The sequence below is a fragment of the Streptomyces sp. NBC_00102 genome (assembly GCF_026343115.1).
Classification (GTDB): Bacteria; Actinomycetota; Actinomycetes; order Streptomycetales; family Streptomycetaceae; genus Streptomyces.
Genome location: NZ_JAPEMC010000002.1, coordinates 56741 through 70903, shown reverse-complemented (window position 1 = coordinate 70903; position 14163 = coordinate 56741). Strand labels below are relative to the sequence as shown.

Sequence of the window (14163 nt, the reverse complement as noted above, 5' to 3'; positions counted from 1 at the left end):
ACGCCGGTACGACGTGTGGCGCGAGCCCGGCGTGATCCGGACGGAGGGCCCCCTGGGGGGTGCGGAGCGGGGCGGGTGGAGCGGCGGCGCGTCGGGCCACCGCGGACCGAGGTCGGACGGGGGTGCTGCTACGAACCGCCGGGGCGCGGTTCGGCGGCCCGAGGCCGCATCGACGAAGATAGCCCCTTTGACCGGCCCCTTCTTGCCTCACCGTGCACCGTGCTGTTCCAGCGACGCACCGTGCGGACGTACTTGTCCGGTTCCGTGATCTCCGCTCCGGATTTCTGCCTGAGTCCGTGCCCGGGGCCACGCGCGGTCCTCCGGTCGGCTGTCGGCGCGGGCGAACACGGGTCTCGCACGATCCACGGCTTCGTGCTCCCCGGTCCGCTGCGTGACGCCTGTGCCGCCCACGGCACCCTCGTCCGGGCAGGCTTCCGGGAGCGTTCCCGCGGGCCGTAGCGCTTGGCCGTATCCGCAGGTCAGCCGCTTGACGTCCTCCTCCCCGCGGGTGCCCGACCCTGCTCGGGCATGATGTCGGTGGGGTTCGGGGTGCAGGCTGTGCGAGAAAGCGGGATGAGCCGTCGATGGCCGACGCGGGTGATGTGAAGTTCGGGGCACTGCTGCGGCAGTTCCGGTTGGAGGCGTCGCTGACGATCGAGGCACTGGCCGAGGCGTCAGGGGTGAGCGTCCGCGGAATCGGGGATCTGGAGCGGGGCCGGCGGGCGACTCCCCAGCGGGGAACGGTCGCCGCACTCGCCAACGGGCTCGGACTGGGTGAGGAACACCGGGAACGGCTGCTGGCCGCCGCCCGCTCCGGGCAGATCCCCCGTTCCGGTCCGGCGGGGCTGCGCGCCTTCCCCCGCGGCATCGACGACTTCGTCGGCCGGGAGGCGGAGCTGGCACGGCTGACGGAACTGGCGGAGCGGACACCGACCGGGCTGCCGGTGGTCGTGGCGGTGTCCGGGCCGCCGGGATCGGGCAAGACCACCCTGGCGCTGCACGCCGCCCGCGAGCTGGCCGACCGCTTTCCCGACGGGCAACTGGTGGTGGAGCTGCGCGGCATGGACGACTGCCCGCCCGATCCGGCCAAGCTGATGCTTCGCGTGCTCAAGGCGCTGGGGGTGTCCGACCGGGACCTGTCCAAGGCGGGCCCGCAGGGTCACCCGGAGCTGTACCGGCAGGTGCTGGCCGAGCACCGGTGCCTTCTGGTGCTGGACAACGCCCGCGACGAGGACCAGGCCCGCCCGCTCCTGCCGAGCGCCGGCGCGGGGATGGTGGTGGTCACCAGCCGAAGGATGCTGACCGGTCTGGACGATGTCCACCGTCTGCCCATCGGCGAGCTCTCTCCCGCCGAAGCCGACGTCTTCCTGGCCTCCGTGGTGGGGCGGGAGCGCGCCGACGCCGATCCGGTCGCACTGGCCGAGGTCGCCCGCCGTTGCGGGCACCTGCCGTTGGCGCTGCGTGTGGCGGCCAACTGGCTGGCCACCCGCACCGGCTGGACCGTACGCCGCCTCGCCGACCGCCTCGCCGTCGAAGAACGCCGCCTGGACACCCTGACCGCCGGTGACCTCCGTATCTCGGCGGCCTTCGATCTGTCCTACCGCCAGCTCACCCCGACCGCCGCCCGCCTGTTCCGGCTCCTCGCGCTGGTCGAGGGCCCTGATGCCGGTGCGGCCTGCGCCGCCCAGCTGACCGGGCTGCCGTTGTTCGACACCGAGGACATCCTCGACGAGCTGGTCGAGACCGGGCTGCTGGGCACGGACCAGGACCGCTACCGCCTCCACGACCTGCTGCGCCTGTTCGCCCGCGGTCTGCTGCAGGCCGAGGAACCCGCCCCCGAGGCCGAGGCGGCCCGGTCGGCACTGCGCCGCTGGCTGCTGGAGACCGCCGTCGTGGCGGGCCGCTGGTACGAACCCGACCATGGCGCCCCGTCCCCGAGCTGGCAGGGCATCGTCGACCTGTCCGATGCCGAACGCGCCCGCCACTGGCTCCAGGCCGAAGGCACCAACTGGCTCGCCGCCCTGCGTGCGGCCGCCTCCGCGGGCGACCACACCACCGTCGTCGAAGTCGCCGAAAGCCTGCACTGGTTCTCCGACCAATGGATCTTCTGGGGGCACTGGCCCGAGGTCTTCGGCACCGCCGCCCGCTCCGCCCAGGCCCTCGGCGACCCCCTCCTCGAAGCCACCCACCTCAACTACCACGCCTGGGCCCTGCTGGTGTGCGAAGGCCGCCACCAGGACAGCCTCGGCCGCTCCGCCCGGGCCCTGGAAGCCGCCAGGCGCGCCGAGGATCTTCCCCAGCAGGGCTGGGCCCACAGCTACACGGCCTGGGCTTTCAGCCTGCTCGGCGACCACGACGACGCGGCGGGTCACAATCGCGAGGCAGCAGAGCTCTTCGAGGCCGCAGGCGACCTGCACGGCACCCTGCACGCCATGAGCAGCTACGCCCAGACCCTCCTGGAAGCAGGTCGGTTCGAGGAATCCATCACGGAGCACATACGCACGCTCGCCTTCCTGGAGCACTCCGGCGACCTCGTCGAACCCCACAGCGCCGACTTCGTCCGCGCGAACCTGCAGGCGTCCATCGGCCAGGCCCACAGCGGTCTGGCGAACTGGTCCGAGGCGGTCAGCCACCTGCGGACCGCCGTGGATCTCTGCCGGGCCAGCGGCCTTCCGGGGCTGGAGAGCCGCGCTCTGGTCCACCTCGGCAACGCCCTGCTGGCCGCGGGGCACCGCGACGAGGCCAGGGACGCCTTCTCCCGATGCCTCGCCCTCGGGTCGGTGGCCAATCCCCAGCACACCGCCACGGCCCGGGAACGCCTCGCCGAGCTCGACGTCCACTGAGCGCCGCCCACCAGCACCACGTTCCGCCTTGGCCTTGGACTCCGCCCGCGCCTCCCCCTTGGCCTTGGCCTTGGCCTTGGCCTTGGCCTTGGCCTTGGCCTTGGCCTTGGCCTTGGCCTTGGCCTTGGCCTTGGCCTTGGCCTTGGCCTTGGCCTTGGCCTTGGCCTTGGCCTTGGCCTTGGCCTTGGCCTGCCACAGAAAACGACATGCGCCGACAAAGCACGGTTCATCACCAGGAATACAACTCTGTCGGCACAGTATTCGGACATGTTTTCGCTCGACCGTAGCCGCGTTGCACACTCTGGAGGTCTCAACAACCTCCATCGGCGGGCGGACCATGAACGCGTGGCGGAAACACCGGGGCCGGCCCCTGGGACTGACGAGCGTCACCATCGCGACGAGCGGCCTGCTCGCCTTGCTGATCGGTGTCGGCTTCACCGTCCTGCTGTGGGCCATCTCCGACTCGAACAGCGCCACTGCGGCCAGGCGTGCCTCCCGGACCGCTCTCGTCGAGGCCGGTGACATGGAACAACTGCTCGTCGACCTGGAGACGGGGCAGCGCGGGTACCTCATCACCGGGCACGAGGACTTCCTCTCGCCGTGGGTCGCCGCGCGCGACGCGCTGCCGGCGGAAACACGGCGGTTCACCACCTGCACCACCTCCCCCGAGCAGCGGCGTGCCGCCGAGCGGATCGCGCGGGGGGTGCAGTCCTTCCTCGACGACTACTCGATACCTCTGGTCGAGATGATCCGGCGAGGCGACTCCGCGGCCGCCGATCTGAAGGAGACGTCCGAGGGCAAGGCCAGCGTCGATGTGCTGCGGGCACAATTCGATCGCTACCAGAAGGACGAGCGCGCTCAGTTGGCCGAGCGCGAGGACGCCGCCGAGGCCAATGGCCATCAGGCGGTGCTCGCCGCCGCCCTGGGGCTCGCGGCGTCGACCGTGCTCGTGGGCGCCTTCACGGCGCTCCAGCACCGCGCGGTGGTACGGCCGGTGCGCGGGGCGGCGGCAGCCGCACGGGAACTGGCGGGTGGCGACCTGAGTGTGCGCGTCGCCCCCAGCAAGGTGGCGGAGATCGGGACGCTGGGCACCTCCTTCAATCACATGGCCGCCTCTCTCCAGGACAGCCGCCGCCGCATCATGGAGAACACCGAGGCCGTACACCGTCGCACCGCCCGGGACCTGCACGACGGAGCGCAGCAGCGCCTGGTGAGCCTGATGATCGGGCTGCGGCTCGCGCGGGAGCTGATTCCCGACACGGAGACGTCCGCGGCCGACCTGCTGGACCAGTCGATCGACAACGCCCAGACGGCGATCAACGAGCTGAGGGAACTCGCGTCGGGTATCTACCCCCTCGTACTCACGGTGAAGGGGCTGGTCGCGGCGGTGCAGGACCTGGCGGCGCGGTGCCCGGTGCCCGTGGTCGTCGAGAGCAGCGACGAGCGCAGGATCTCCACGACCGTCGAGTCGAACGCGTACTTCGTGGTGGCCGAGGCGGTGACCAACGCGGTCAAGCACGCGCAGGCGTCCCGGATAGACGTACGCGTCGAGTTCGGTGACATGCTGCGCATCAGAGTCTCCGACGACGGGATCGGCGGCATGGACATGGCCACCGCCGGCAGCGGGATGACCGGGCTCGCGGACCGGGTGGCGGCCTTCGACGGGAAGCTGGCCATCGACTCCCCGCCCGGCGGCGGCAGCACGATCCGGATCCGGATCCCGATTCCGGACTGACCCCGCTGTTCCCCGGCTCCTCGTCGGGCCGGACCGGAGTACGCGCGAACGTGGGGTTATCCCCACGGTGTCCGTGAGGCACGCCCCCCGGTGCACCTCAGGTGCCCTTGACAGCCACCGGCCGCGGTGCTGACACATCCTGTGTCATGACCGAGAACACCACACCTGTGACGGGGCCGATGACGAACCACGAGGGCCGCAGGCCGCTCCCCGCCGACGCGGCACGGCCCGCGCCCCACAGCGTTCGGTGCCGCGCGGCTCACGTACCACTGGAGGCCGCCATGATCCGGGCGACCGACCTCCCTCCGGCGACGAACGGCGCCGCGGGCCGGACACCCCTGACGTCCGCGCGCCCGCACCGCCCCGGGTGGGCCCAGCTCCGCGGGCTGGTGCTGCGGCTCGCGCACCGCCATGAGGGCGGGGTGCAGTGGATCGAGGGCTCCGCCGACGCCGGGAAATCCCACCTACTGGCGCTCGCCGCCGAGGAGGCGGCCCTGGCCGGAGCACTGGTGCTGGCCGGAACGGGCGTCGCGGGAGGCGGGTTGCCTCCGCTGGCCCCGCTGCTGGAGGCCCTCGCACCGGCGGCCGCCGCCCGGATCGGCGGGTCCGGCGAGCCGTGCCGGTCGTTGCGGCAGGTCGAGGACCGTCTGCGGGACCTCTGTCGGGTCCAGCCGGTGGTCGTCGTCCTCGACGACGTGCAGCACTGCGACGCCCTGACCCTGCTCGCCGTGCGGACGCTCACGGCACGGCTCGCCGGCCTGCCACTGTTGTGGCTGCTCGCCGCGCGGTCCCACCATGACGTGCCGGCCGTCACGTCGCTCCGCCGCGATCTGCTCACCGAGCGAGCGGCGTCCCTCGAACTCACCCCCCTGCCTTCCGAAGCCGTACATCTGCTGGTCCGTGACCTTCTGGGGGCGAAGGCCGAGCAGGCGAAGCCGTACCTGCCGCTCGTCGGCGGTCTGCCGGGTGCCGTCCGCCACTTGTGCACCCTGCTCATCGCGGAGGCCGGTGGGGACCGGGGTGTCCGCACCGGAGGGGACCGGGTGGCGAGCGCTGTCGTCACCCGCAGGCTGGAGCAGTTGACGCCTGCCGCGAAGGACCTCGTGCTGGTCGCCTCCGCGCTCGACAACGGTGCCGGTGTCGGTGTCGGGCACCTGTGCCGGATGTTGGGTCGCGACGAAGCCGCCCTGCTCCGCCCCTTGCGGGAGGTACTGGCGGCAGAGGTCATGCGGGCGGACCGGGAACTCCTCACCTTCGCGCTTCCTTCGGTGCGCGAGGCCGTGAACGCCACGCTGCCCGTGCCCGTACGGCTCTCCGTACGCCGGCGCTCGGTCGGCCTGCGGCTCGCGGACGGCACACCTGCCACGGCGCTGGCGGCCGAGATCGCTGAGGCCGCCGAGGTCGGTGACGAGCAGGCGATCAGGGTTCTCCAGACCGCGGCCGGGGAGATGGCACCCCACGCGCCGGCCGTTGCCGCGGCGCACTTGCGCAGCGCGATGGACCTGAGCGCCACCGCGCTGCCGCGCAGGATGCGGCTGGCGGCTCGGCTGGTACCACTGCTGTGGGAGACCGGCGACGCCGACCGGGCCCTCGCGCTGGCGCGGGACGTGCTGCGGACCCCGCCCGACCCGGTCACTCACGCGCGGGTGTGCCTCGACCTGGTGCGGGCGGGCAGCCACCTCCCGGTGCCCCACGGCGAGGCCCACGTGCGCAGGGCCCTGCACCACCACGACGTACCTGAGCCACTGAAGGACCAGCTCCTGTCGACTGCCCTGCTGCACCGCCTGCTGGCGGGCGAGACCGGTGGAGCGGTGGACGAATCCCTGGCGCGTGTCCGGGGGGCGCACCCGCTGGGCGATCTCACGCGACGAACTCTGCGGTCGATGAGCGCCGGGCGGCACCGGCGGTGGGAGGAAGCGCTCGGGCGCAGCGAATCGGTGCCGCGGAAGGTCGCGGAGCTGGACCCCGCGCACGGACCCGCTCTGCCCGAAGTGGTCCTGTCGATGTCCTGGCGGGCCGCGCTCCTGGGACTGGCCGGTGCGGGCCGGGCCGCCGCGGAGCTGGTGGAGAACGGTCTGGCGGACTCGGAGGCAGGGGGCCGTCCGGCGCATCTGGCCCTGTGGCGGACCGCACGGGCGCGACTCCTGCTGGACGCGGGCCGACCGTCGGAGGCGGCACGGGAACTGGTGGCGGCCGGGTCCGGGACGCAGTTTCTCGGCTCCGCGACGGCGAGCGGGGCGGTACTGGCGATCACCCGGGCCCGGATCGCCCTCCACACCGGCGACGACGCGGAACTCGAATCGTGCGCGGCCCTCGCGGACGGCTTCGCCGCGGGCGACGCCGCGCCGTCACGGCAGGCGGGGGCGTGGATCACGCTGCTGCTCGCCGGACACCGGTCCGCGCCTCTGACGCCCGGTCAGCTTCGCGACGCTGCCGCCCATCTGCGCCGCGGGTTCCTCCACACCACCTGCTGGGACGCGGGAGACGTGGTCCTGCTGGCGGAGGCGGCACTCGCCGCCGGGCAACGCGCGGTGGCCGCCTGGGCGGTGGGTTTCGCCGAGGAACGAGCCCGGCTCAATCCCGGTCTGCCGCTCTTCGCGGCCGCCGCCGTGCACGCGCGGGGCCTGTTCGCCCGGGATGCCGGCCTGCTCGTCGAGGCGGCGGAGCTCCACGGCGAGGCCCGGCCCCTGCTGCGGGCCCGCGCCCTGGAAGACGCCGGGGAGTGCGCCGCGGCCGGCGGCCGTACCGCTCGACCGCACCTCGATGAGGCGCTCCGTCTCTACGACGCCTGCGGCGCCGAGCGCGACGGGCGACGGGTGCGCACCAGGGTCCACGGGCCGGGTGCCCGGCCGCTGCCCGCCCCGCGTACTCCGGCGCCCGACTCCGTGGACACGAAGTGGCGCGGGCTGACGAAATCCGAACTGAGCGTCGTACGACTGGTCGCGCGCGGTGCCACCAACCGCGAGGCCGCCCAGCGGCTGTTCGTGTCCCCGCACACCGTGAACACGCATCTGCGCCATGCCTTCGAGAAGCTGGGCGTGCACTCCCGGGCCCGGTTGGCCGGCCTGTACGCGCGGGAGGTCGAGGGCGAGGACGCTTCCGCGTGACGCCCGGAGGGAGACGGGTTCAACGCATGTGGCCGGCAGGCGGCCGCACCTGCTCGTACCCGCGCCACCAGGGCTTTTGGCCGAAGTGGCACGCGTACGTGCCGACTGCCCGAGCACCCTGACGGGACGAAGCCCGCCGGGTGCGGGCCTTAGGATTCGTTCATGAACCAACCATTGCGGGCGGTGCTGGGAGAAGACCAGCCGATCATGCGCGAAGGCATCGCGGCCATCCTGCGCATGGCGGGCATCGACGTGGTCGCGGCCGTCGACAACGCGGTGGACCTCGTGCACGTCGCCCAGAAGCACCTCCCCGACGTGGTGATCACCGACATCCGGATGCCGCCGGATCTGGAAGCGGACGGCTTGGTGGCCGTCCGGAAGATCCGCGCCGCGCGACCGGAGACCGCCGTCATCGTCCTGTCCCAGTTCCTCGACGCCTCCTACGCGCTCGACCTGGTCGGGGACGACCCGAGCGGCGTGGGCTACCTCCTGAAGGAGAAGGTGGCCAGCCCTCGGATCATCATCGACGCCGTCGAGCGGGTCGTGGCCCGGGAGTCGGCACTCGACCCGGACGTCATCTCGGCGCTCCTGGGTCGCAAGCGTCCGCAGGACCCGCTGGCCGCGCTCACTCCGAAGGAGCGGCAGGTCCTGGCCCTGATGGCCGAAGGCCACTCCAACACGGGGATATCGAAGCAGCTCTTCGTGGGCGTCGCGGCCGTGGAGCGGCACGTGACCGGCATCTTCCTGAAGCTGGGGCTGGGTCAAGGGGCGTCCGGGCAGCACCGTCGGGTGCTGGCCGTGCTGCGCTACCTCGGGCAGTAGGCGACGGCCGGCAGCGGGACGGACGGCGTCGCGGCGGGCGGGGCGAGGCCGCTGCCCTGGACGGACGTCAGGGCGCGGACGGGGTGAACAGACCCCGCAGATCGGCGTCGAACAGCTTGTCCTTGGTGACGAAGGACACGATGCCCGCACGCACCAGCTCCTCCCGCGACATACGCAGCTTGTCGGTGGAGGTGAGCACCACCAGGGGCCCGTCGTTCTCCTCGGCCAGCTGCCGGGCCACAGTGAGACCGTCCATGTCGGGCAGGTGCAGGTCGAGCAGCAGACCGTGGGGGCGATGTGCCCGCACCGTGGCCAGGGCGGAGGCGCCGTCGGCGGATACCGCCACGACCCGCAGGCCCCGTGACATCAGCAGTGTGGTGGCGATGCGCCGGAACCCGGGATCGTCGTCGACGACCACGATATTGATGCCCATGATTTCATCTTGCACAACGCCGGGGCGACCGGACATGGGGTGATCCCTACAGTTTTCGGACCACCGCTCGGGCGCCTTCGCAAGGGAGTCGCGGCGATCGCCCGGAATGCCGGGGCGGCCTCGGGAAGGACCGCTCGGCGACACGGGCCGGGTGGCGGGAGACGGCCGGAGATCAGGCCGCCTCGGCACCGGTGCCGTACCCGGCGGGGCGAAGGTCCGCGCTTCTCGACAGCGGCCCGGGGGCGGCCTCGTGCTCCCCGGCCCTACCGGGCGATGCCGGCGCCCCGGTCTTCTGACGGGCCAGACGCCGCCACTCGGCCGGGGAGATGTCGTAGGTCGTCCGGAACGCACGGCTGAAGTGGGCGGCGCTGGTGAACCCCCATCGGCGGGCCACCGCGGAAACGGTCCGGCCGGATGCTGTGCGGCTGGCCAGTTCGCAGCGGCACTCGTGGAGACGACGGCGCTGGACCCACCGGCTCACCGTGATGCCCTCATGCTCGAAGAGCTTGTGCAGGTACCGGACGGAGATGTTGTGGACCCGAGCGATGGATCCGGGGGTCAGGTCCGGATCCCCGAGGTGCCGGTCGATGTACTCCTGGATCCGGCGCGTCAGGTGCTGCGCGGCCTCGGGCCTGTCGTCGGCCGTCCGGTGCAGTTGCTCGCCCGCCAGGACGCAGATGAGGTCGACGACGTTGCGCACCAGCGTCTCACCGGTGCCCGGGGGCAGGGTCGGTGCCGTGTTCACCAGTTGCGTCAGCAGCAGCGACAACAGGGAGCCCGAACGACTGTCCGGACGGACGGGTGTTGCCGTCAGCCGCCGTAGTTCGTCGTCCCGCAGGCTCAGGAGCCATCGCGGCACGACGAGGCACTTCGCCTGGTGGGCGGGGGAGAAGTCCATGCTCAGCGGGCGAGTCAGGTCGCAGAAGGCGGTCGCTCCGGGACTCACCCGGGTGCCTCCGTCGCCTTGGTCGACGAGGACGGTCCCCTCGGTCGGTGTCACCACGATCAGGGAGTCGTCGAGGTCCGCGGCGGCCGACCGGGCCGACCGGTGTATGCGCATGGCCTCGCCCTGAACGGTGATGGCCCGCACCGGACCGAGCTGGGAAAGTCTGAGTGTCCCCCGGCACTCACCGTGGGGGACGTCGACGTCCACCGAGGGGAACATGCGCGACACGGCATCCTGCCAGTAGGCCGGTCTCTGGTGGATGGGCACCGCTTCAGTGGTGCAGAGGGCTTCCATCAGCTCTCTCCTCGTTCCGGGTGATGCCGCGTCCGACGCCACGTTCTCGTTTTCTCGGCCTGTGGGCCTTCCGCCACCCTGCCAAGTACTAAGGGGTCCGCACCTCACACGAATGTGCTATCTGCCCTGCGTACGAGGTACATGGGGATGCGCCCCGCACCGCTGCCGCCCTCGCGCGGGCGGGGGCGACGGCCGCCCGACGGCAAGGGGGCGGACACGGCCGAGGGGCGGACACGGCCAAGGGGGCCCGCCACCACCTCGCTCCGGAGGCCCGGGCGCGGGCGCGGGCGCGACGGTGTGGCCGTTGTCAGGGCGCGACCGTGTGCCGGCGGGGTGTCCACGACGTGTTGGGCCGTGTCTGACACCGCCCCCGGCGGGAATGGTCAGACACGGCCCAGGCGGTACGTCGCACGAGGAGATCGCCGGTCCGGATCATCCGCGCTCCCGGCGGCTGTCAGCCGGTGACACCCTGCCGCGGCCGCCGTTCGAAGGCCCAGTAGACCAGGGCGAGCAGCGGCAGGGCGGCGCCCAGCACGGTCGGTCCGTTCCAGCCGTACCTCTCGTAGACGACCGTTCCGAGCTGGGAGCCGATCGCGCCACCGGTGAAGAAGATAGCGATGAAGACGCTGTTGAGACGGGAACGGGCACCGGGGTCGAGGGCGTAGATGGTGTGCTGACCGAGGATCAGCGTGGTCTGCACCGCCACGTCGACGAAGATCGCGGCGAGGGCGAGCAGCACGATGCTGTGTCCGCCGAAGCCCGCGAGGGCGAAGGCCAGTGCCGCGACCACGAGAGCGATGCCGGTCGCGGGACGCGCGTGTCCCCGGTCGGCCCAGCGGCCGGCGAGCGGGGCCACGGCGGCACCCGCGGCGCCGACGAGGGCGAAGACGCCCACCCCGATCGCGGAGTAGTGGAAGCGGGGCCCGGTCAGGACGAAGGAGACAGTGGTCCAGAAGGCGCTGAAGACGGCGAACATCGCCGCCTGGTACAGACCTCGGCGCCGCAGCATCGGGTGCGTGCGCAGGAGCTGGAAGGTGGAGCGCAGTACGTGGTGGTACGGGGACGAGGTGGTGGGCGCGTGCTGCGGCAAGGACACGCGGAGCGCCACCGCGAGGAGGGCCATGAGGACGGCGGAGCCGAGGAAGACGACCCGCCAGCCGGCTATGTCGGAGATCAGGCTGCTCAGCGTGCGGGAGAGCAGGATGCCGGTGAGCAGACCGCTCATGACCCGGCCCACGACGCGTCCCCGGGCGTGGTCGGGCGCGAGGTTTGCCGCGAACGGCACCAGGATCTGTGCGACGACCGAGGTGGCTCCGCCGACCAGTGAGGCGGCGAGCAGCACGGGGAAGTTCGGGGCGAGGCCGGCCACGACGAGTGCCGCGGTGGTGATCGTCAGCAGGACGGTGACGAGTTTCCGCTTCTCCAGCCGGTCACCGAGCGGCACCAGGAAGAGCATGCCGACCACGTAGCCGACCTGGGTGAGCGTGACGAGCGCGCCGGTCGTCGCCGTGGGGACGCCGAAGACGTCGCTCAGCGAGGACAGCAGGGGCTGTGCGTAGTAGAGGTTGGCGACCGTCAGGCCGCTGGCCACGGCCAGGAGGGCGACCAGCCGGCCGGGCACGTCCGGGGCGGGGTTCGTCGTCCGGGACGGGGCGGGGAGCTTGCTCGTGCTGGACATCTGCACCTTCTTTCGTCACTCGGCTGCAACCGGCGCCCCGGGCCGCCCCTTCCTCAGCCGTCGCCATGATCGGCGATGTCTGTTGTCACCACGACAGACGAGGAGGGGCAGCAGGCGGTGCGTCCGCCCCGGGTCACCCGGGGCGCCGAGCCGGTGGCGTCGGAGGGCGGGGCTGCCGCCGGGGGCTGTACGTCCGGTGTGGGGTCAGTGGGCGGCGCTGACGGCGTGCGCGGCCTTGTCGAGCAGATCGGCGACGGCACGCGGGTCGCTCACCGGGACCGCGTGCGGGGCGTGCACGGTGATCGTGTGCGCCTTGGCCCGTGCGGCCATCCAGCGCTGTGCCTTCGGCGGGATGTTCCGGTCCTCGGTGGCGATGAGGTACCAGGTGGGCAGCTTCTTCCAGGCCGCCGCGGTGGCCGGTTCGTTCAGCGCCGCCACGGTGATCGGGCGCTGTCCGACGGCCATCGTCCGGGCGGTTGCCTTGGCGACGCCGGCCGCGAACTGCTGGGGGAACAGATCCTGCCTGATGACCAGCTCGTCGCCCAGACCGCCGCCGGGCAGCGGGTACTTCTGGACGACGGTGGTCCCCGCGAGCGAGCTGCCCGGGTACCTGTCGCTCAGCCCGGCGGCGCTCTCGCCGACGTCCGGGACGAAGGCCGCGATGTAGACCAGCCCCTTGACCTGGGCGGAACCGACCGCGGCACGGCTGATGACGGAACCGCCGTAGGAGTGTCCCGCCAGCAGGACCGGGCCGTCGATGCCGTCCAGGACGCTGCGTACGTAGGCGGCGTCACCGGCCACGCCGCGCAGGGGGTTCGGCGGAACCACGACGCGGTGGCCCTGACGCTGGAGCCGCTGCACCACGGGAGTCCAGCTGGAGGCGTCGACGAAGGCGCCGTGCACCAGCACGATGGTGGGCAGCTGCTCCTTCGGCTCGGGCACCCGGGCGGCGGCCGAGGTCTTCGAAGGGGCGGCGTGGGCGATGCCGGTGGCCCCGAGGGCGGCCGCACCGGCCACCGCGGAAAGGGTCATGGTGCGGCGCGAGATCGATATGTTCATCGTTGTCTTTCTGCTCGGGACGGCTTGCGAACCGTGCCGGAAGAGGGCCTGAGGAGGAGGCCGGAAGAGGGCCTGGGGTCCGGAGGAGGAAGGCCGGAGGAAGGGGTCCGGAAACACGGACTACTTGGAGGTGGCCTCGATGGCTTCCTCGATGAAGGCCGCGACCTTCTTGGGGTGGGCGAGCATGACCAGGTGCGAGGAGTCGACCTCGATGGTGGTCATGCCGGCACGCTCGTAACCGAAACGCTCGACGTCGGGGTTGATCGTGTGGTCCGAGGACGACACCAGGCCGAAGGACGGCTTCGTCTTCCACGCGGCGGCCGGCGCGACGTCCGCGAACGCCTGCGCGGCCAGCGGACGTTGTGAGACCGCCAGCGCCTTCGCCAGTTCCGGATCGACGTCCGCCGCGAAGATCGCCGGGAACGCGTCGACCTCCACCGACACGTCCGTACCCGGAGTGTCCGAACCCTCGATCGGGAACGGCGAGTACACCAGCGCCGCGGCCAGATCCGAGTCCGGGAACCGGCCCTGCAGTTCGCCCAGGCTCTCGCCGACCTCCAGCGCGTAGCCCGACAGGTAGACCAGGGCCTCGACGTTCTCCTCCACGCCGGCGACCGTGATCACGGCGCCACCGTAGGAGTGACCGACCAGCACCACCGGTCCGTCGATCTGACGGACCACCGAGGCCACGTACGCGGCGTCCCCGATCAGGCTGCGGTTGGGAACCGCCGGAGCGACGACGTTCAGTCCCTTCTTGAGCAACTCGGGTATGACTGCGGAATAGCTGGACGCGTCCGCGAACGCACCGTGCACCAGGACAACGGTCGGCTTCTCTGCATGCGACATGATCGGGCTCATTCCTCTTGCTGGACGGTGGGACGGGTCGGTTCCGGGGGCTCGGGGCGCACCACTGGGCCGCCGGCTTCCGGATCCGGTGCCGTGACGGGCGACGCCCGCCCGTCGGTGAGCGGCGTCCGGCGTGTGCTGTTCGGTGTGCCGGGGGGATGTCCTCGTACGGGACGCACGAGCCCGGGCTTTCGGCCGGTGCGGCGAGCACGCGTGCCGGGCGTGGCGACGGGACGAGCTCCGCCTGCGACGGCGTCGGCGCCGGCGGGGCCTGAAGTCGCCCGGTCCCCGTGACGGGGCGGTACCGATCGGTTGGTGTGTGCCCCGGCCCTCGGCTTCCCGGGCCTGCTTCGGCAACGGGACCTTCCGAGGTGAAAGCCGCGAATGCCGAGATGAACGT

At 72.0% G+C, this 14163-nt stretch carries 9 protein-coding genes; 4 read left to right on the top strand and 5 right to left on the bottom strand.

Translation table 11 applies throughout. The annotated features are described in order from the left end of the window. Positions 1–584 precede the first annotated feature (584 nt). The 4 genes from OHA55_RS27910 (at position 585) to OHA55_RS27895 (ending at position 8507) form a co-directional block, all read left to right on the top strand. Positions 585–2843 (top strand): helix-turn-helix domain-containing protein, encoded by a 2259-nt coding sequence (locus OHA55_RS27910; protein WP_266711476.1) that lies wholly within the window; start codon positions 585–587, stop codon positions 2841–2843. 292 nt (positions 2844–3135) lie between these two features. Beyond that, complete coding sequence (locus OHA55_RS27905; RefSeq protein ID WP_266711474.1) at positions 3136–4578, top strand: CHASE3 domain-containing protein; 1443 nt, start codon at positions 3136–3138, stop codon at positions 4576–4578. A 281-nt stretch (positions 4579–4859) separates the two neighbouring features. Next, a complete protein-coding gene (locus tag OHA55_RS27900) occupies positions 4860–7685 on the top strand; it encodes a helix-turn-helix transcriptional regulator (RefSeq protein ID WP_266711472.1) in 2826 nt (941 codons plus the stop codon). 162 nt (positions 7686–7847) lie between these two features. After that, a complete protein-coding gene (locus OHA55_RS27895; protein ID WP_266711470.1) occupies positions 7848–8507 on the top strand; it encodes a response regulator transcription factor in 660 nt (219 codons plus the stop codon). A 67-nt stretch (positions 8508–8574) separates the two neighbouring features. Here OHA55_RS27895 and OHA55_RS27890 read toward each other — a convergent pair whose 3' ends face one another. The 5 genes from OHA55_RS27890 to OHA55_RS27870 all read right to left on the bottom strand — a co-directional run bounded on the left by OHA55_RS27890 (position 8575) and on the right by OHA55_RS27870 (position 13763). Further along, entirely contained in the window at positions 8575–8940 is a 366-nt protein-coding gene (locus OHA55_RS27890) for a response regulator transcription factor (RefSeq protein WP_266711468.1), read from the bottom strand. Positions 8941–9112: 172 nt separating this feature from the next. Beyond that, positions 9113–10180 (bottom strand): helix-turn-helix domain-containing protein, encoded by a 1068-nt coding sequence (locus OHA55_RS27885; protein WP_266711466.1) that lies wholly within the window; start codon positions 10178–10180, stop codon positions 9113–9115. A 454-nt stretch (positions 10181–10634) separates the two neighbouring features. Then, positions 10635–11858, bottom strand: a complete 1224-nt coding sequence (locus OHA55_RS27880) for an MFS transporter (RefSeq protein ID WP_266711464.1) — start codon at positions 11856–11858, stop codon at positions 10635–10637. Positions 11859–12062: 204 nt separating this feature from the next. Then, positions 12063–12917, bottom strand: a complete 855-nt coding sequence (locus OHA55_RS27875; protein WP_266711462.1) for an alpha/beta fold hydrolase — start codon at positions 12915–12917, stop codon at positions 12063–12065. Positions 12918–13037: 120 nt separating this feature from the next. Continuing rightward, positions 13038–13763: an alpha/beta fold hydrolase gene (locus OHA55_RS27870; protein WP_266711460.1), complete on the bottom strand. Its 726-nt coding sequence runs from the start codon at positions 13761–13763 to the stop codon at positions 13038–13040. Positions 13764–14163 lie beyond the last annotated feature (400 nt).

What these genes read in the sequence shown, in the direction of transcription:
- OHA55_RS27910 (WP_266711476.1), top strand. Translation starts at nt 585, where the DNA reads ATGGCCGACGCGGGTGATGTGAAGTTCGGGGCACTGCTGCGGCAGTTC.
- OHA55_RS27900 (WP_266711472.1), top strand. Translation starts at nt 4,860, where the DNA reads ATGATCCGGGCGACCGACCTCCCTCCGGCGACGAACGGCGCCGCGGGC.
- OHA55_RS27895 (WP_266711470.1), top strand. Translation starts at nt 7,848, where the DNA reads ATGAACCAACCATTGCGGGCGGTGCTGGGAGAAGACCAGCCGATCATG.
- OHA55_RS27890 (WP_266711468.1), bottom strand. Translation starts at nt 8,940, where the DNA reads ATGGGCATCAATATCGTGGTCGTCGACGACGATCCCGGGTTCCGGCGC.
- OHA55_RS27885 (WP_266711466.1), bottom strand. Translation starts at nt 10,180, where the DNA reads ATGGAAGCCCTCTGCACCACTGAAGCGGTGCCCATCCACCAGAGACCG.
- OHA55_RS27880 (WP_266711464.1), bottom strand. Translation starts at nt 11,858, where the DNA reads ATGTCCAGCACGAGCAAGCTCCCCGCCCCGTCCCGGACGACGAACCCC.
- OHA55_RS27875 (WP_266711462.1), bottom strand. Translation starts at nt 12,917, where the DNA reads ATGAACATATCGATCTCGCGCCGCACCATGACCCTTTCCGCGGTGGCC.
- OHA55_RS27870 (WP_266711460.1), bottom strand. Translation starts at nt 13,763, where the DNA reads ATGTCGCATGCAGAGAAGCCGACCGTTGTCCTGGTGCACGGTGCGTTC.